Annotated in this window: 16 protein-coding genes; all 16 read left to right on the forward strand. The window is 59.6% G+C overall.

Annotation, left to right across the window (positions count from 1 at the left end):
* Positions 1-1,150: M56 family metallopeptidase (locus ACLTXB_RS10585; protein ID WP_428226960.1), on the forward strand; the 1,150-nt coding region annotated here is incomplete at its 5' end.
* Between the two features lie 42 nt (positions 1,151-1,192).
* Entirely contained in the window at positions 1,193-2,488 is a 1,296-nt protein-coding gene (locus ACLTXB_RS10590; protein WP_428226961.1) for a M56 family metallopeptidase, read from the forward strand.
* A 42-nt stretch (positions 2,489-2,530) separates the two neighbouring features.
* The gene (locus ACLTXB_RS10595) at positions 2,531-3,817 is read left to right on the forward strand and encodes a M56 family metallopeptidase (protein ID WP_428226962.1); all 1,287 of its coding nucleotides are present in this window, start codon (positions 2,531-2,533) and stop codon (positions 3,815-3,817) included.
* Positions 3,818-3,853: 36 nt separating this feature from the next.
* A complete protein-coding gene (locus ACLTXB_RS10600) occupies positions 3,854-4,912 on the forward strand; it encodes a M56 family metallopeptidase (RefSeq protein WP_428226963.1) in 1,059 nt (352 codons plus the stop codon).
* Between the two features lie 54 nt (positions 4,913-4,966).
* Positions 4,967-5,140, forward strand: coding sequence for a hypothetical protein (locus ACLTXB_RS10605; protein ID WP_428226964.1), 174 nt, complete (start codon positions 4,967-4,969; stop codon positions 5,138-5,140).
* 122 nt (positions 5,141-5,262) lie between these two features.
* Positions 5,263-7,632: an endonuclease MutS2 gene (locus tag ACLTXB_RS10610; protein ID WP_008981018.1), complete on the forward strand. Its 2,370-nt coding sequence runs from the start codon at positions 5,263-5,265 to the stop codon at positions 7,630-7,632.
* A gap of 371 nt (positions 7,633-8,003) precedes the next feature.
* Positions 8,004-8,267 carry an HPr family phosphocarrier protein gene (locus tag ACLTXB_RS10615; RefSeq protein ID WP_008981017.1) on the forward strand — a complete coding sequence of 88 codons (264 nt, stop codon included), beginning with the start codon at positions 8,004-8,006 and terminating at the stop codon, positions 8,265-8,267.
* Positions 8,268-8,342: 75 nt separating this feature from the next.
* On the forward strand, positions 8,343-10,172 hold the full coding sequence (uvrC, locus tag ACLTXB_RS10620; RefSeq protein ID WP_428226965.1) for an excinuclease ABC subunit UvrC: 1,830 nt from the start codon (positions 8,343-8,345) through the stop codon (positions 10,170-10,172).
* A 31-nt stretch (positions 10,173-10,203) separates the two neighbouring features.
* Positions 10,204-10,764, forward strand: coding sequence for a 16S rRNA (guanine(966)-N(2))-methyltransferase RsmD (gene rsmD / locus ACLTXB_RS10625; RefSeq protein ID WP_428226966.1), 561 nt, complete (start codon positions 10,204-10,206; stop codon positions 10,762-10,764).
* Positions 10,761-11,258 carry a pantetheine-phosphate adenylyltransferase gene (coaD, locus tag ACLTXB_RS10630; RefSeq protein WP_008981014.1) on the forward strand — a complete coding sequence of 166 codons (498 nt, stop codon included), beginning with the start codon at positions 10,761-10,763 and terminating at the stop codon, positions 11,256-11,258. Before rsmD ends, coaD begins: the two co-directional genes overlap by 4 nt.
* A 3-nt stretch (positions 11,259-11,261) precedes the next feature.
* Entirely contained in the window at positions 11,262-11,783 is a 522-nt protein-coding gene (locus ACLTXB_RS10635; protein WP_008981013.1) for a hypothetical protein, read from the forward strand.
* A 414-nt stretch (positions 11,784-12,197) separates the two neighbouring features.
* Positions 12,198-12,329 carry a hypothetical protein gene (locus ACLTXB_RS10640; RefSeq protein WP_020989714.1) on the forward strand — a complete coding sequence of 44 codons (132 nt, stop codon included), beginning with the start codon at positions 12,198-12,200 and terminating at the stop codon, positions 12,327-12,329.
* A 281-nt stretch (positions 12,330-12,610) separates the two neighbouring features.
* Positions 12,611-14,569 (forward strand): pyruvate carboxylase subunit B, encoded by a 1,959-nt coding sequence (locus tag ACLTXB_RS10645; RefSeq protein ID WP_428226967.1) that lies wholly within the window; start codon positions 12,611-12,613, stop codon positions 14,567-14,569.
* A 203-nt stretch (positions 14,570-14,772) separates the two neighbouring features.
* Complete coding sequence (locus ACLTXB_RS10650) at positions 14,773-15,255, forward strand: RNA polymerase sigma factor (protein WP_428226987.1); 483 nt, start codon at positions 14,773-14,775, stop codon at positions 15,253-15,255.
* Positions 15,242-15,898, forward strand: coding sequence for a hypothetical protein (locus ACLTXB_RS10655; protein WP_008981008.1), 657 nt, complete (start codon positions 15,242-15,244; stop codon positions 15,896-15,898). Before ACLTXB_RS10650 ends, ACLTXB_RS10655 begins: the two co-directional genes overlap by 14 nt.
* Before the next feature lie 215 nt (positions 15,899-16,113).
* Positions 16,114-16,971, forward strand: coding sequence for a glucose-1-phosphate thymidylyltransferase RfbA (gene rfbA / locus ACLTXB_RS10660; RefSeq protein WP_428226968.1), 858 nt, complete (start codon positions 16,114-16,116; stop codon positions 16,969-16,971).
* Positions 16,972-16,976: the final 5 nt, after the last annotated feature.

The raw sequence follows: 16,976 nt of genomic DNA on the forward strand, positions 1-16,976 counted from the left end.
GTACGGGACTGGGTTTGCGCCCATGTTCGGCTTGCTGGGGTGGCTCCATATTCTTCCGGTCACGTTTCGGGATTTGATCACGCCGCGCACCGGGATCAGCAGCTGTGAAATCCCAGCCTATTTGCCCGAAAACTACCAAGGCGCGGGGGAATACGCCGTGGCCCTGCCTGGAGGCAGGGCGGTGTGGGTGGAGTTCAGCGACGGCATCGTGATCGCCCTGGCCCTGCTCTGGATCGGTGTGGTCGTGGCCCTGACGCTGTGGCTGACGCGCAGAAGCAACCAGATGAAAGCCCTGGGACGGCAGGGACTGTTGCTGGCCGACGACGACCCGCTGCTGTTCCGCAGCCTGTCCCGGCGGCCGGAGGATAAGCCGGTGGGGGTGCGGCTGTGCCGGGGGCTGCCCACCAGCTTTGTGTACCAGGATGGGGAAAAGATCAACGGGAAGCGGTACAACATGATCTACCTCCAGGAGGAATTGTCCCCCCAGCGGCGAGTGCTGGTGCTGCGCCATGAGTGGAACCACATCCGCCTGCACCACAGTTGGATGAAGTGCTGGGCCAGTGCGCTGCTGATCCTGTTCTGGTGGAACCCTATTTTGTGGGTGGCCTACTACTTCTTCTGCCGGGATCTGGAGATGGCCTGCGACGAAAAGACCCTGGACGACCTGACCGGGTCGGAGGAGCGGAAACAGTACGCCCAGACCCTGGTGGAGCTGGCGGCAGGGAAGATGCTGTGGGACGTTCCCATGGCCTTCGGGGAGTGTGACGCCATTCCCCGGGTGAAGGCGGTGGTGGCCTGGCACGAGCCCAAGGAGTGGGTCAAAAACGCCAAGTGGTGCGCCTTTGCCCTGGTGTTCCTATTCTTTGTGGGCGGACCACAGAACATCCCCTACCTGCCCCAGGAGCTGGTCCAGTACTGGCAGCAGGAGACAGTGGAAGTAGAGCTGCCTGGAGACTGGACGCCGGCGGAGCGCTGGATGAGCGTAGATCAGAATGGCTTTGTAACCCTGCTGGCTAAGGACACTCAGGGGATCTGGCATGAGCAGATGTATGTCTATCGGACCCGGGACCGAGGTTTTCATGGCAGCGACAGCTGGTATACTCTGTCTGAGCCCCCCGACCTTACCGGGTTCCAGCAGGGGCTGTGGTAAAGAAGGGGACAGCCCGCTCATGCATTTGTGAGGAGTGGGACCATGGAATGGTTTTTTATCAATGTTGCTTTGAATGTGTGGAACATGGGGCTGGCGGCAGGATTGATTCTGGGCTGTATGCTGGTGCTGCGGCCTGTATTGGTAAAGGTTCTGACGGCCCAGCAGCGGGCTTGGTTTGGCGTGATGGGGTGGTATGGAGCCTCGCTGGGGTTTCTGTATTCTCTGATGAACTGGCTGCATGTTTTTCCTGTTACATTCCAGGACCTGATCACGCCTCGGACAGAGATGGGCAGCAGTACCCCGGCCTATCTGCCGGTGAGCTATGATGGGGCAGGGGAGTACGCCCTGACCCTGCCGGGAGGCAAGGCCTTTTGGGTGGAGCTGACGGACGAGAGAATGCTGGCGCTGGTATTGGTCTGGCTGGCCGGAGCCGCCGCACTGGGATTTGTGCTGTGGCGGAGGACCCGGAGACTGAAAACCTTGGGGCGGCAGGGACAGCTGTTGGCAGACGATGACCCCCTGCTGCTGCGCAGCCTGTCCCGGCGGCCGGATGACGAGCCGGTGGGAGTACGGCTGTGCCGGGGCCTGCCCACCAGCTTTGTGTACCAGAACGGAGAACGAATCGACGGGAAAAAGCACAATATGATCTACCTCCAGGCGGAGCTGCCGCCCCAGCGGCGGGAGCTGGTGCTGCGCCACGAGTGGAACCACATCCGCCTGTATCACGGCTGGATGAAGGGGTGGGCCAATATAGCGCTGATTTTATACTGGTGGAACCCCATCTTGTGGGCGGCTTATTACTATTTCTGCCGGGATCTGGAGCTGGCCTGCGACGAGAGAACCCTTCGTGATCTGGCAGGGCCGGAGGAGCGCAAACAGTACGCCCAAACCCTGGTGGAGCTGGCAGTTGGAAAGATGCTGTGGGATGTTCCACTGGCTTTTGGGGAGTGCGATGCGGTGCCCCGGGTAAAGGCGGCGGTGGCCTGGCATAAGCCCACCGGGTGGGAAAAGGCGGGTAAGTGGTGCGCCTGTGTGCTGGTATTCCTGTTCTTTGTGGGAGGCCCCCGGGACATCCCCTACCTGTCCCAGAAGCTGGTCCGGTACTGGCAGCAGGAGGCTGTTGAGGTTACGGTGCCAAGCGGCTGGGCGCCTGAGGAGCGCTGGTTGCGGGCGGATGGGCGCGGTTCGGTGATTCTGCTGGCCAAGGACATTCAGGGGACCTGGCATAAAAGCAGCTATCTTTGGGACGAACAGGACAAAGATTTTAAGACCAGCGACCGATGGATGACCCTGGACGAGGTCCCCGACCTCACTGGCTTTCAGCAGGGGCTGTGGTAACTGGGAGGAAACTCCATGGGAGCACCCAGGAGGTGTAAGAGTATGAACGGTTGGATGAGCGGCATTTTGATGCTTTGGAACATGGGGATCGTTGCCGGGCTGATGCTGGGCGGGATGCTGGTGCTGCGCCCGGTGCTGCTCCGGCTTCTGACCGCCCGGCAGCGGACGTGGCTGGGGATGCTGGGATGGTATGGGACTGGGATGATCAATGTTTTTGGTGTGTTGGGATGGGTACATATTTTACCTGTTACCTTCCGGGACCTCATCACCCCACGTACCATCAGCAGAACCGTATACCAGTGGCCTGCGTATCTCCCAGACGTCTACCGGGGCACGGGGGAGTACGCGGTTGCTCTGCCAGGAGGCAAGGCAGTGTGGGTGGAACTCACCGACGGGATGCTACTGGCTGCAGTTGTGGTGTGGCTGGCGGGCATCGCGGCTCTGAGCATTTGGATGTGGCGCAGAAGCCGGCGGCTGAAAGCCTTGGGACGGCAGGGAGAACTACTGGACCCCAAAGACTCCGGCCTGAAATGGCTCCAGGAGGACCGGGACACAGCGGTACGGCTGTGCCGGGGGCTGCCCACCAGCTTTGTGTACCAGGGCGAAGAAAAAATCGATGGGAAACGGTACGACATGATTTACCTCCAGGCGGAGCTGCCACCCCAGCGGCGGGAACTGGTGCTGCGCCATGAATGGAACCACCTGCGGATGCGCCACAGCTGGATGAAGTCCTGGGCCAATATTGTACTGGTATCTTGGTGGTGGAACCCCATTTTGTGGGTGGCTTACTACTACTTCTGCCGGGATATGGAGCTTGCCTGCGACGAGAGGACCCTGCAGGATCTGGAGATGGGAGAGAAGCGGAAACAGTATGCTCAGACCCTGGTAGAGCTGGCCTCAGGAAAGATGCTGTGGGGCGAGCCTCTGGCCTTTGGGGAGTGCGGCGCGGTGGCACGGGTGAAGGCGGCGTTGGCTTGGCACAGGCAAACGTGGTGGATCGCGCTGGGCAGATGGTGTGTCTTTGCGCTGGTGTTCCTGTTCTTTGTGGGCGGGCCCAGTGACATTCCCTTCCTGCCTGTGGAGGTCGTGCAAGCCTGGCAGCAGGCGAAGGTGGAAGTGGAGCTGCCCGGCGGCTGGAGGCCGGAGGAGCGCTGGATGAGCGTGGAGCGCAACGGCGATGTGACCCTGCTGGCTAAAGACACCCAAGGGGTGTGGCACGAGATGAATTATTGGTGCAGTGCATGGGACGGGCGCTTTTACCAGACGGGTGGCTGGGAGACCCTATCCGGCACCCCCGACCTCACCGGCTTTCAGCAGGGACTGTGGTAAAGAAAAGACGGCGCGATACCTGGGAGGGATAAAAATATGTACGCACTGGCAAATATCGCTTTGATGCTTTGGAATATGGGCATTGCCGCCGGGATGATGCTGGGCGGGATGCTGGTGCTGCGCCCGGTGCTGCTCCGGCTTCTGACCGCCCGGCAGCGGACGTGGCTGGGTATGCTGGGGTGGTATGGTACCGGGATGATCAACCTGTTCAGCGTACTGGGATGGGTACATATCCTGCCCGTTACCTTCCGGGATCTCATCACCCCGCGCACCACCGGCAGAACCGAAAATGAGTTACCAGCCTATCTCCCGGTGGACTACCGGGGGACGGGGGAGTATGTCATGGCTCTGCCGGGAGGCAAGGCGGTGTGGGTAGAACTGACCGACTGGATGGTCCTGGCCGTGACTTTGGTATGGCTGGCGGGCATCGCGGCGCTGAGCATTTGGATGTGGCGAAGAAGCCGGAGGCTGAAAGCCTTGGGACGGCAGGGGGAACTACTGGCCCCCAAAGATTCCGGCCTGAAATGGCTCCAGGAGGACCGGGACACAGCGGTACGGCTGTGCCGGGGGCTGCCTACCAGCTTTGTGTACCAGGGCGGAGAAAAAATCGATGGGAAACGGTACGATATGATTTACCTCCAGGCGGAGCTGTCGCCCCAGCGGCGGGAGCTGGTACTGCGCCATGAGTGGAACCATCTGCGAATGCGCCACAGATGGATGAAGTCCTGGGCCAGTCTGGTGCTGGTAGCTTGGTGGTGGAATCCTATTTTGTGGGCATCCTACTACTACTTCTGCCGGGATATGGAACTGGCCTGTGATGAAAAAACTCTGCGGGATCTGGAGAAGGGAGAGCAGAGGAAACAGTACGCCCAGACTTTGGTGGAGCTGGCCTCGGGAAAGATGCTGTGGGGCGAACCTCTGGCCTTCGGGGAGTGCGGCGCGGTAGCCCGGGTAAAGGCGGCGATAGCCTGGCATAAACCCCGGTGGTGGGTTAAGTTGGGCAAGTGGTGCGCTTTTGTGCTGTTGTTCCTGTTCTTTGTGGGGGGCCCCAGGAACATTCCCTTCCTGCCTGAGGATGTGGTTTGGAAATGGTAGCAGGCGGACATTGAGGTAGAGCTTTCGGGAGACTGGACGCCGGTAGAGCGCTGGATGCGGGTGGAACAGGACGGAGATATGGCCCTGCTGGCCAAGGATACCACAGGGAAGTGGCACAAAATGAGCTATTGGTGCAGTGCATGGGACGGAACTTTTTTGCGCATGAGTGACTGGGAGACCATGTTGGGCACTCCGGATCTGACCGGTGCCCAGGAGGGACTGTGGTAAGACGATTTTAACGCAAATAGGCCCGGGAACGCTGGTATCCCGGGCTTTTTTGCGTCCACTTGTCAAATGGCATGAAATGTGAGAAAATAAAGCATCCTTTGAATGTGAAACGGGAGGAAACCATGACCGACCTGTTTGAAAAATCCATGATCACACTGGAGCTGCCCCGGGTACTGGAGCAGCTCTCTGCCTGTGCTGCCACCCAAGAGGGCAAGGAGAAGGCCCTCCAGCTGCGGCCTATGACCGACCTGGACGATGTGCAGCGTGCCCAGGAGGAGACCTCGGCGGCGGTGAAGATGCTGGTGCTTCGGGGCAGCCCGGGCCTGTCCGGAGTAAAACCGGTGGGAGCCATCCTCCACCGGGCGGACATGGGGGGCAGCCTCAACACCCGGGAGCTGCTGGAGGTGGCGGCAGTGCTCCGCTGCGCCCGTACTGCCAAAGAGTACGGAGACAGCGAGGAGAAGACCCCCATCTCCCACCTCTTCCACGCCCTCACCCCAAACCGCTTTTTGGAAGACACCATCACCAACTCCATCGTGGGGGAGGACGAGCTGGCCGACTCGGCCAGCAGCGAGCTGGCCTCGATCCGCCGCCACATGCGTGCCACTGAGGCCAAGGTGCGGGATATCCTGCAAAAGCTCATCTCCTCCAACCAGTCCAAGTATTTGCAGGAGTCCATCATCACCATCCGCTCCGACCGGTATGTGGTGCCGGTGAAGTCGGAGCACAAAAACGCCATTCCCGGCCTGGTCCACGATGTGTCGGCCTCTGGCTCCACCTTCTTTATTGAGCCCATGGGAGTGGTAAAGGCCAACAACGAGCTGCGGGAGCTGCTGGCCAAGGAGAAAAAGGAGATTGAGCGTATCCTGGCCGAACTGTCTGCCCAGTGTGCTGCCCACAAAGAGGACATTCTGGAGGACTACCAGCTGCTGGTGTGGCTGGACGGTATCTTTGCCCGGGGCCAGCTGTCTTTGAAAATGGAGGGCTCCCAGCCCAAACTGTCTGACAAGTATTTACGCTTGCGTAAGGCTAGGCACCCGCTGCTGGATAAGAAAAAAGCAGTGCCCAACGACCTGGAGCTGGGTGACACCTTCGACACTCTGATGATCACCGGCCCCAACACCGGCGGTAAGACGGTCACCCTGAAGACCATTGGCCTCATCACCCTCATGGCCCAGTGCGGCCTGCATATCCCCGCCGGGGCGGACTCCACGGTGCGGATTTTTGACCGGGTGCTCTCCGATATCGGTGACGAGCAGTCCATTGCCCAGTCCCTCTCCACCTTCTCCTCCCACATGACCAACATTGTGGGCATTCTGGAGGAGGCGGATGACCGCACCCTCATTCTGCTGGACGAGCTGGGCGCAGGCACCGACCCGGTGGAGGGCGCGGCTCTGGCTGCCGCCATCATCGAAAGTGCTCGGGGTATGGGGGCTGCCGTGGCCGCCACTACCCACTACGCCGAGCTGAAGGTATACGCCATGACCACTCCCGGAGTGGAGAACGCCTCTTGCGAGTTCAACGTGGAGACGCTGGCGCCCACCTACCGGCTGATTCTGGGCATTCCCGGCAAGTCCAACGCCTTTGCCATTTCCCGGCGGCTGGGACTGCCGGAGTATATCATCGAAAAGGCCGCTGCCCGGCTGGATGCGGAGAACGTCCGCTTTGAGGACGTGCTCACCCGGCTGGATCAGCAGCGCCAGGAGATGGAGGCCGAACGGGCCGAGGCCAAACGCCTGAAGCTGGAGATGGAGCAATCGGCTAGCAAGGCCCGGGAGTACCGGGAGAAGCTGGAGGCTGAGCGCGCCAAGGTGGTGGAGAAGGCCCAGGCCGAGGCCCGTGCCATCATCGAGGAGGCCCGGGCGGCCAGCGACCTGGCTCTGGCTGAGCTGAAAGAGATCAAAAAGCGCCAGGATAAGCTGGACTGGCAGCAGGTGAACGACAGCCGGGCCGAGGCCCGCCGCCTCCTGAACGAGGCGGAGCGGAACATCGGCGGTCCTGCCCAGGAGCCCGAAGCACCCCCGCCCACCCGAGACGCGGCTGTGGGCGACACAGTGGAGCTGCTGAAAATGGGCACCAAGGCTACGGTCCTCTCGGTGAACAAGGACGGCACCCTTCAGCTCCAGGCGGGCATTTTGAAGATCTCCGCTAAGCAGAGCGAAGTGCGGGTTGTGGAAGGGGAGACCGAGACCCAGAAGGCCACCCGGAAGATCATTGCCAGAGCGGAGCGCACCATCCGTACCGCCGCGGTGCCCAGTGAGATCGACCTGCGGGGCATGATGACCGATGAGGCGGTGATGGCGGTGGAGCGGTTCCTGGACACCGCCATGATGGGCAAGCTGGAGACGGTGACCATCATTCACGGCAAGGGAACCGGTGCGGTGCGCAATGCCGTACGCAGCTATCTCAAGCGCAGCCGCTATGTGAAAGCCTTCCGTCCCGGCCGTTACGGCGAAGGCGAGGATGGTGTGACCGTGGTGACGCTGAAATAAGCAGGAAAGAAAATCCCCACGTCTCCCTCGGAGAGCATGGGGGGTATCTGGGGGGAATTGATTCCCCCCAGAAGGCGCGGAGCCCGAAGGGCAAAGCGTTTCCCGCAGGAAACGCCCGCGCCTGTGAGGACGGTGTCACGGTGGCGACGCTGAAATAAATGGTAAGTTAAAATACTAGATTTCGACTTGCGGTCAAAATATACAAAAAATTTTTTGAAGAAAAATAAAAAATCGTCATTCAGACGAAAGAAATGTGCGCCCGGAATTTTTTGGGACAGTTTTGCGTAGATTTGTGAAAAATGTCATTGACGGGAACGGCATAAATCTGCTATGCTAAGGACACAATATGACGAGTGCGGAGGTACGGTTGTATGTATAGTCAGGAAGCGGTCGTAAACAACCAGGTTGGCCTGCACGCCAGACCTGCTACTTTCTTCATCCAGAAGGCTAACGAGTTCAAGAGTGCCATTTGGGTTGAGAAGGACGAGCGGAAGGTGAATGCCAAGAGCCTGCTGGGCGTTCTGTCCCTTGGTATCGTGAAGGGCACTCCGATCAAGCTGATCGCGGATGGCCCCGACGAGAAGGAAGCGGTAGAGGCCCTGTTTAAGATGATTTCCTCTGATTTCTCCGAGTAATCAAGTATTTCAACGGAAAAGGCACCGCTGCGGCGGTGCCTTTTTTCTTCTCAGGCAGAGAGGAGGAGCTGGAAATTGACTTTCGATGAACTCAAAGAAAAAGCCCATGCTTTGCCGCTGAAACCCGGCGTGTATATCATGCAGGATGTACACAGTACCGTTATCTATGTGGGCAAGGCCAAGGCCCTGAAAAACCGGGTCAGCCAGTATTTCCAGGACTCCGCCTCCCACACGGAAAAGACCCGGGCTATGGTCTCTCAGATCGACTACTTCGACGTGATCATCGCCGACAGTGAGTTTGAAGCCCTGGTGCTGGAAAACTCCCTCATCAAGCGCCACCAGCCCCGGTACAACATTCTTTTGAAGGACGACAAGGGGTATCCTTATATTCGTCTGTCAAAAGAGGAGTATCCCCGCTTTTCTCTGGCCAACCGGGTGGCAGAGGATGGGGCACGGTACTTTGGTCCCTACGCCAGCCGCCACAGTACCCAGCAGATCGTGGATGCCCTGCGTACGGCTCTGCGCCTGCCCACCTGCCGCAGGCAGTTCCCTCGGGACATCGGCAAGGAGCGCCCCTGCCTCAACTTCCATATGGGAAAGTGCGACGGCTACTGCCGCCGGGAGATGACAAAAGAGCGCTACGACCAGGCCATCGCCCAGGCAGTGTCCCTGCTGGAGGGGAAATTTAAGGAGGTCAAGGCGGACCTCACCGCCCAGATGGAGCAGGCTGCCGAGGAGCTGCGCTTTGAAAAGGCCGCTCAGATCCGGGACCGCATCAAGGCCATCCAGCTGCTGGGAGAGCGGCAGAAGGTAGTGGCAGGTTCCCTGGCCGACACCGACGTCACAGGCTTTTTCCGGGGCGAGGCCAAAAGCTGCTTTGTGGTGCTCCACTATCTGGACGGAGAACTGGCCGCCAAGGACATGGACCTGATGGAGCGGCCCATGGAAGAGGAGACGGGGGAGATCCTCTCCGCTTTGCTGCGCCAGTATTACGCCGGGCGCAGCCGCCTGCCCCGGCAGATTTTGCTCCCCTGTGAACTGGATGACCAGGTGCCGCTTACCCGCATGCTCAGCGAGCAGGCCGGGCGGCGGGTGGAGCTCATCACCCCCCAGCGGGGAGCCAAAATGGATCTCATCAAGCTGGCCAACCAGAACGCCGTGGAGGAGGTCACCCGGGCCACCACCCGGGAGGAGCGGCAAAATAAACTGCTGGAGACCTTGGGGAAGATGCTGGGCCTGGAGCAGGCGCCCCGGCGCACCGAGTCCTACGACATCTCCAACACTGGCGCGGATGACATGGTGGCCTCCATGGTGGTCTTTGAGAACGGGCGGCCCCTGAAGCGAGACTACCGCCGCTTTAAAATCAAAGACCTGACCGGGCCCGACGACTACGCCTCCATGGAACAGGTGCTCAAGCGGCGCTTTCAGCGGTATTTGGACGGGGACGAGAAGTTTGGGACTCTCCCTGACCTGATGCTCATTGACGGCGGTGAGAACCACGTGAAGATCGCCCGGCGGGTGCTGGACGACTTCGGCCTGGACATCCCCGCCTTCGGCATGGTGAAGGACGACCGCCACCGTACCCGGGCTCTGGTGGCTCCGGATGGACGGGAGATCGGCATCCAGGCCATCCCGGCGGTGTTTGCCCTCATCGGTCAGATCCAGGAGGAGACCCACCGTTTTGCCATTGAGTTTAACCGCCAACAGCGGAAAGGCCGAGTCCAGGGCTCGGCGCTGGATAAGATCCCCGGAGTGGGGGAGAAGCGGCGCGCCCAGCTGCTGAAAGCATTCAAGAGCGTCAAAGCCATCCGCCAGGCTCCTTTGGAGGAACTGGAAAAGGTGGTGCCGAAAAACACGGCACAGGCGGTATATCAGTTCTTCCGCAGGGAAGAGACGGAGGATTAAGAATGAATACTTTGGATGTGAGGTGACCGATATGCGCGTGATTTCAGGAACCGCCCGGGGACGTCGGCTGGGAGAGCTGGAGGGAATGGAGACCCGCCCTACCACCGACCGGGTAAAAGAAGCCTTGTTCAATATCGTACAGTTTGAAGTGCCGGGAAGGAAAATCCTGGATCTGTTTGGAGGCACCGGCCAGCTGGGAATCGAGGCCCTGTCCCGGGGCGCGGAGCACTGCACCTTTGTGGACCAGCGCAGCGATGCGGTGACCCTCATCAAAAACAATTTAAAAGTGACGGATTTGGCCGGAAAAGGCCGGGTGGTGCAGGGAGATTCCCTGGGTTTTCTCCAGAACTGCGGGGAACAGTTCGACGTGATTTTCCTCGATCCGCCCTACCGCGCCGACCTGCTGGAGCGGGCGGTGGAGGCTATCGCTGCATTTGACATTCTTCGGGAACATGGTATAATGGTGTGCGAAAGTGCGCTGGACAAGGTTTTGCCCACACTGAACGCCCCCTATGAGCGGGGAAAGGAGTACCGGTACGGCAAGATCAAGCTGACCATCTACCGGAAAACTGGGAGGGAACTCCACGGATGAAAATCGCAATCTACCCCGGCAGCTTTGACCCGGTGACGCTGGGGCATTTGAATATTATCAAGCGCGCCGCCCTATGCTTTGACAAGCTCATTGTGTGCGTGATGATCAACTCCAACAAGCACGGTATGTTTACCCCCGAGGAGCGGGTGGAGTTGCTGCGGCGCTCTACCGCCCGTTTTCCCAATGTGGAAGTGGACTTTGCCGAGGGCCTGCTGGCCGCCTACGCCAAACGGCGGAAGGCCCATGTGGTGGTCAAGGGTCTGCGTGCCGTGTCCGACTTTGAGCAGGAGGTACAGATGGCGGTCATCAACCGCAAGCTGAACCCTGGTCTGGAGACCATGTTCCTGGCCTCCAGTGAGAAATACACTTACTTAAGCTCCACGGTGGTCAAGGAGATGGCCCGGTATGGAGCCAACCTGGAGGAGTTCATTCCCCGGGAAATCGTGGCTGATGTGAATCAGCGCATGAAGGAATTGCAGGAAAGGAAGGGTTGACAGATGGCGAGCGGTGTGGAAGAGCTGCTGGACATGTTGTTTGACATGGTGGACGAGGCCAAAAATGTGCCCCTGTCCAGCGATAAATGTATGATTGAGCGGGACCGTGCGTTGGATCTTATTGACGATATCCGTGCGCAGTTCCCTGTGGAGCTGACCGAGGCCAAGAAGGTCATGGCCACCCGGGCAGACATGCTCTCTTCGGCCAAGCGGGAGGCGGAGGCCATCCGAAAGGCGGCCGAGGATAAGGCCCGGCAGATGGTGTCGGAGGATGTCATCACCCTCCAGGCCAAGCAGCGGGCCAACGAGATGATGCAGCAGGCCGAGGAGCGCAGCCGGGAGCTGAAGCGCTCGGCCAACGAGTACTGCGAAGACGCTCTGCGCCGCACCGAAGAGGCGGTGGCCGAGGCCTACGATGAGATCAAGAAGTCCCGTGCCCGCTTCCGCGCTGCTGCGGGAGCCGCTGCTGCCGCCAGTTCCGGCAGTTCCCGGCCGGTGTATGATGCGGCTGCGGACGTGGATTGAGCCTTTGGATGAAAAGCCCGTGGGGGATAGTCCCTGCGGGCTTTTTTCTTTTGCCAGAAAATAAAAATGCAAGAAAAGAAAATCTTAACTGCATTTTAATACGGGAACACTTGACATTTTTTCATAACTGCTCTAAAATAACTTCAGCTAGGCGAAAAAAGAAAAGGCTCGCCTGGCGGGTGTTTCCGAGCAGGGTCCCCAAATAGATGAATTGATCTTTGAGAAATGACCAATTTCATAGATTTTACCCGCGGAAATAACCGGTGGAGCGCCGTTGGATCGCTCCGGGCCGGATGGTTTTCGCGGTGTTTTCTTTGTTTGGGAAACTTGCAGGATGCGGCGGCGATGGATATTTTCCCTGCATTTCGGGGGAGGCTATGCCGCCGGAAAAGAAGAAAGAAGGAGGTGAACAGCATGACGATGGTGAAGCGGGACTCCAACAGCATTTGGAGCCTGGTACGGGAAGACCGGGATATCGATGATCTGATCTTCGCCGGTGAGACTCTCAACGGCCGGGAGATGTCTCAGCCGTGCAGCGACCGGTGAGAGGCATGGACAATATGGATAATACCGATCTTTAAAAGCCGCGGCGGTTTTCCTTCCCAACTACCGGCGGCTTTTTTATTTGCTCCAAAATGCAGGAAGCCCGGGAACGGCAAACCCAAGAATTTGTCAATTATTTGGACTCAGGGGGTTGCGTTGCGGAGCGAGATATACTAAAATACTAATAAGTGAGTCTTCCGGCGCCCTAGCCGGCGTCACTTGTCAGGTTTGAATGCAAGCAGACCTGCAAATTGCGAGACAAGCAACATGGAGGTTGATTCAGAATGAGAAAGGTCCAGTTTACGGAAACTGTGCTGCGTGACGCGAATCAGTCGCTGATCGCCACCCGGCTTCCCTACAGCAAGTTTGAGCCCATCCTGGAGACTATGGATAAGGCTGGCTTCTACTCCGCCGAGGTCTGGGGCGGCGCCACCTTTGACGTGTGTCTGCGTTACCTGCGGGAAGATCCCTGGGAGCGTCTGCGCAAGATCCGCGCCAAGATGCCCAACACCAAGCTGCAGATGCTGCTGCGCGGCCAGAACATCCTGGGCTATAAGCACTATCCCGACGATGTGGTACGTAAGTTTGTCGAGTACTCCGTGAAGAACGGTATCGATATCATCCGTATTTTCGACGCCCTCAACGACGTGCGCAACCTGGAAGTGGCCATTGATGAGACCGTCAAGCAGGGCGCTCACGCTTCCGGTACCATCTCCTATACCACCAGCCCCGTGCACACCCTGGAGAACTACGTGAAGATGGTCAAGGACCTGAAGAGCATGGGCGTAAAGTCCATCTGCATCAAGGACATGGCCGGCCTGATGGGCCCCAAGGAGGCCTACGACCTGGTTTCCGCCATCAAGGACGCCGTGCCTGAGCTGCCCCTGGTCATCCACACCCACTGCACCACCGGTCTGGCCTACATGACCCAGCTCAAGGCTGTGGAGGCCGGCGCCGACGTGCTGGATACTGCCATTTCTCCCTTCTCCGGCGGCACCTCTCAGCCCGCCACCGAGTCCGTGGCCTACTCCATCCGTCAGATGGGCTATCAGGTTGACCTGAACGACAAGGCCCTGACCGAGATGGCCGACTTCTTCAAGGGCGTCCGGGCCGACTTCCTCAAGAGCGGTACTCTGGATCCCATCTCCATGTCCACTGATACCCAGTGCCTCAACTACCAGATCCCTGGCGGCATGCTGTCCAACCTCATCTCCCAGCTGAAGATGATGAACGCCATCGACAAGCTGGACCAGGTGCTGGAAGAGACTCCCAAGGTTCGCAAGGATATGGGCTATCCTCCTCTGGTCACTCCCACCAGCCAGATGGTTGGTTCCCAGGCTGTGCAGAACGTGCTGGCCGGCGAGCGCTACAAGGTGGTCGGCAAGGAGATCAAGGCTTACTGCCGCGGCGAGTACGGCCGTACTCCCGCTCCCATTGATCCCGCCATCCAGAAGAAGATCCTGGGCGACACCCCCCTGGTGAAGGGCCGCTTCGCCGACAGCCTGGAGCCCGAGTTCGAGAAGACCAAGAAGGAGCTGGGCGCCGCCGCCAAGAGCGACGAGGACGTGCTGAGCTACATCGCCTTCCCCCAGGTGGCCATGGCCTTCTTCAAGGACCGCGAGGCCGGCTTCCCCGCCAAGGAGGAGCCCAAGAAGGCGGCTCCCGCCCCCAAGGCGGCCCCCGCTCCTGCGCCCACTCCCGCCTGGCAGGGTCCTGTGTACTATGCTGAGGTTCCCGCTCCTGCGGTGCCCGGCTACACCAGCCGTCCCATCCCTGCCTTTGCCGCTTCCTATCAGCCTCCTCACCTGAAGATGGGCAGCCAGGGCGATTGCACCGGTACCTTTACCATTACCATCGACGGCAAGCCCTTCCAGGTCTCCGTGGAGCGCGCTGACGCTCCCGCCGCTGCCGCCGCTCCCGTAGCCGCCGCTCCTGTGGCTGCTCCCGCTCCCGCCGCGGCTCCTGCTCCTGCGGCTGCTCCCGCTCCCGCTGCAGCTCCTGCCGCTGCCCCCGCCGCTGTGGCTGCCGGCGAGACTGCCGTCAACAGCCCCATGCCCGGCAACATCTTTAAGGTGGAGTGCAAGCCCGGCCAGGCCGTGAAGGCCGGCGATGTGCTGGTGGTGCTGGAAGCCATGAAGATGGAGATCGAAGTCTCCGCTCCCGTGGACGGCACTGTCAAGTCCGTGTCCGCTGTGGTGGGCACTGCCGTCAACACTGACGACCTGCTGGTCACCCTGGGCTGAGCCTAGTCTGGCAATACATCACGATCTTTTCCGCCCCCTCCAAGTGAGGGGGCGGATTTTTTCTGCCACAATTTGAAACCAAACGTTGGGAATTTGTGTTTATAGGGTAGACGCGTCAAAACAGAGAGGAGGCGGAGAACATCGACGAACAGGAAGTATTAAAGAGGCTGCACCGGGGCGACCCGGCGGGACTGGAGGCTCTGATCGAGCGCTACACCCCTTATGTCGCCGCCATCGCCGCCCGGATGATACCGGGCTGTCCCCAGGAGTGGGAGGAACTGACGGCGGACGTCTTTCTGTGTGCCTGGCGGGAACGAAAGAAGCTGCAGCCGGGAAAGGTAAAGAGCTGGCTGGCAACGGTAGCCCGGAACCGGGCGCTGAATCGGCTGCGGGACCGGCGGGAGCTGCTGCCTCTGGAGGAGGACGTTCTGGTATTGGCCCAGGACAGCCCTCAGCGGGAGCTGGAGACCCGTGAGGCGGCACAGCTGGTGCGGGCAGCCTTGGAGACGTTAGAGCCATCGGACCGGGAGCTGTTTGTCCGCCACTACTACTATGGTCAGACCGTAGAAAAGGCGGCGGAGGAGATGGGAATGAACTGCTCCACCGCCAAGACCCGGCTGCGCCGGGGCCGGGAAAAGCTGAAACGGCAGCTGGAACGGGAGGGATATATCTTTGAAGAAGATTAAGATTTCCGAACTGATGAACGGGTATGTGGACGAGGAATTGCAGCCCAGAGAAGGGCTTGTGGACCGGGAGCGAGTCAAAGAACTGGTGCGCGCCCGGGTGGGCCGGAGACGTGTGCAGAAGCGGCGGGTGCTGTTGGTAGCAGCGGCGCTTACTGTGTGCCTGGGGCTGGTGGGCTGGAGCTGCGCAGAGGTATACGGAGAGCGGATCTTTCAGCTGGTAGGCGGCGGCCAGATCACCATCGGCGACAGCGGAGAAGAGCACTATGTGGAGGCCCATCCTTCAGACGGCTATGATGAGAATGGAAAGCCTTTGGTGGTCTCCTTGGAAGAGGACCGCCTGTGGGTGGTGGCCCGTGGCCAACGGGTGGACGTCACCGATCAGGTGGATGAGAAAACGCCCTATGTGGATACCTGGTGGGACGGGGAGGGGAACCTCTATTATGTGATCGTGGGCGGGACCCCGGAGGACTACGGTTGGTACGAAGGCGTTACTGTCCCGGACGGCTCCGGAGGGGGAAGCGGCATACTGAGCAGCTGTACCGACATTTCGCCGGGGGAGCAGAACAACGTGGAGTGGTTTACTCGGGGCCAGGAGCAGGTCCGGGAGCTGTGGTATACCCGGTGGCAGGAAAATCAGAAATAAATCACGGCCAGGGGCGGCGGGAGAACTTCCCGCTGCCCCGTTTGTCTTATGGGGCAAACTGACCAGGGATCCCGACCCTTAAGAAGAACCTTGCGTCATTTTAAACAAGATTTAAGAGCGCTCTACTTGAAAAGCCCCTGGAAACATGGTACACTGGCTTGGAATAGAACAAGTGATGGACCCGGTTCGGGTCTGACGGTTAACAGGAGGATGCTGTGAAAGGAATCGTATTGGCTGCCGGAAAGGGCACCCGACTCTACCCTATGACCAAGCCGGTGTGCAAGCCGCTGCTGCCTGTGTATGACAAGCCCATGATCTACTATCCCATTGCCATTTTGATGCAGGCGGGAATTTCAGACATTATGGTCATCGTTCCCCCGGATGAGACGGATACCTTCCGGGCTCTGCTGGGAGACGGCGAGCAGTATGGTCTGAAGATCACCTACGCCGAGCAGCCGGTAGCCCGAGGCATTGCCGACGCCCTGCTGATCGGCCGGGAATTTGTGGGGGAGGACCGGGTGTGTCTGGTGCTGGGAGACAATATCTTCTACGCGCCCAACCTGGGCGACACCCTGAAGCAGGCTGCCGCCAATGAGAAGGGAGCTACCGTGTTCGGTTACTGGGTGGAAGACCCCCATCCCTTCGGCGTGGTGGAGTTTGACAAGGACGGCAAGGCCATTTCCATTGAGGAGAAGCCCCGCCATCCCAAGTCCAATTATGTCATTCCCGGTTTGTACTTCTATGATAACCAGGTCATGGAGATCGCCGGGAATCTGAAGCCCTCCGCCCGGGGCGAGCTGGAGATCACCGATGTGAATCTGGAGTACCTTCATCGGGGTCAGCTCCAGGTGGTGCCTCTGGAAAAGGACTTCACCTGGCTGGACGCGGGCACCGCGGACAGTCTGCTGGATGCCGGGCGGACCATCAAGGAGATCCAGGACGAGACGGGCCGGTATGTGGGCTGTCTGGAAGAGCTGGGACTCCAGGAGGGGTGGATCAACCAGGATCACGTCCACGCCATCGGCGACGAGCTGAGCATGACCCTGTACGGGAAATACCTCCAGTGTCTATAAACCAT

The sequence above is a fragment of the Flintibacter sp. genome (genome assembly GCF_046973065.1).

Bases quoted from the DNA above. Each gene is read 5' to 3' on its own strand.
- ACLTXB_RS10590 (WP_428226961.1), top strand. From the start codon at position 1,193: ATGGAATGGTTTTTTATCAATGTTGCTTTGAATGTGTGGAACATGGGG.
- ACLTXB_RS10595 (WP_428226962.1), top strand. From the start codon at position 2,531: ATGAACGGTTGGATGAGCGGCATTTTGATGCTTTGGAACATGGGGATC.
- ACLTXB_RS10600 (WP_428226963.1), top strand. From the start codon at position 3,854: ATGTACGCACTGGCAAATATCGCTTTGATGCTTTGGAATATGGGCATT.
- ACLTXB_RS10605 (WP_428226964.1), top strand. From the start codon at position 4,967: ATGCGGGTGGAACAGGACGGAGATATGGCCCTGCTGGCCAAGGATACC.
- ACLTXB_RS10610 (WP_008981018.1), top strand. From the start codon at position 5,263: ATGACCGACCTGTTTGAAAAATCCATGATCACACTGGAGCTGCCCCGG.
- ACLTXB_RS10615 (WP_008981017.1), top strand. From the start codon at position 8,004: ATGTATAGTCAGGAAGCGGTCGTAAACAACCAGGTTGGCCTGCACGCC.
- rsmD (WP_428226966.1), top strand. From the start codon at position 10,204: ATGCGCGTGATTTCAGGAACCGCCCGGGGACGTCGGCTGGGAGAGCTG.
- coaD (WP_008981014.1), top strand. From the start codon at position 10,761: ATGAAAATCGCAATCTACCCCGGCAGCTTTGACCCGGTGACGCTGGGG.
- ACLTXB_RS10635 (WP_008981013.1), top strand. From the start codon at position 11,262: ATGGCGAGCGGTGTGGAAGAGCTGCTGGACATGTTGTTTGACATGGTG.
- ACLTXB_RS10640 (WP_020989714.1), top strand. From the start codon at position 12,198: ATGACGATGGTGAAGCGGGACTCCAACAGCATTTGGAGCCTGGTACGG.
- ACLTXB_RS10645 (WP_428226967.1), top strand. From the start codon at position 12,611: ATGAGAAAGGTCCAGTTTACGGAAACTGTGCTGCGTGACGCGAATCAG.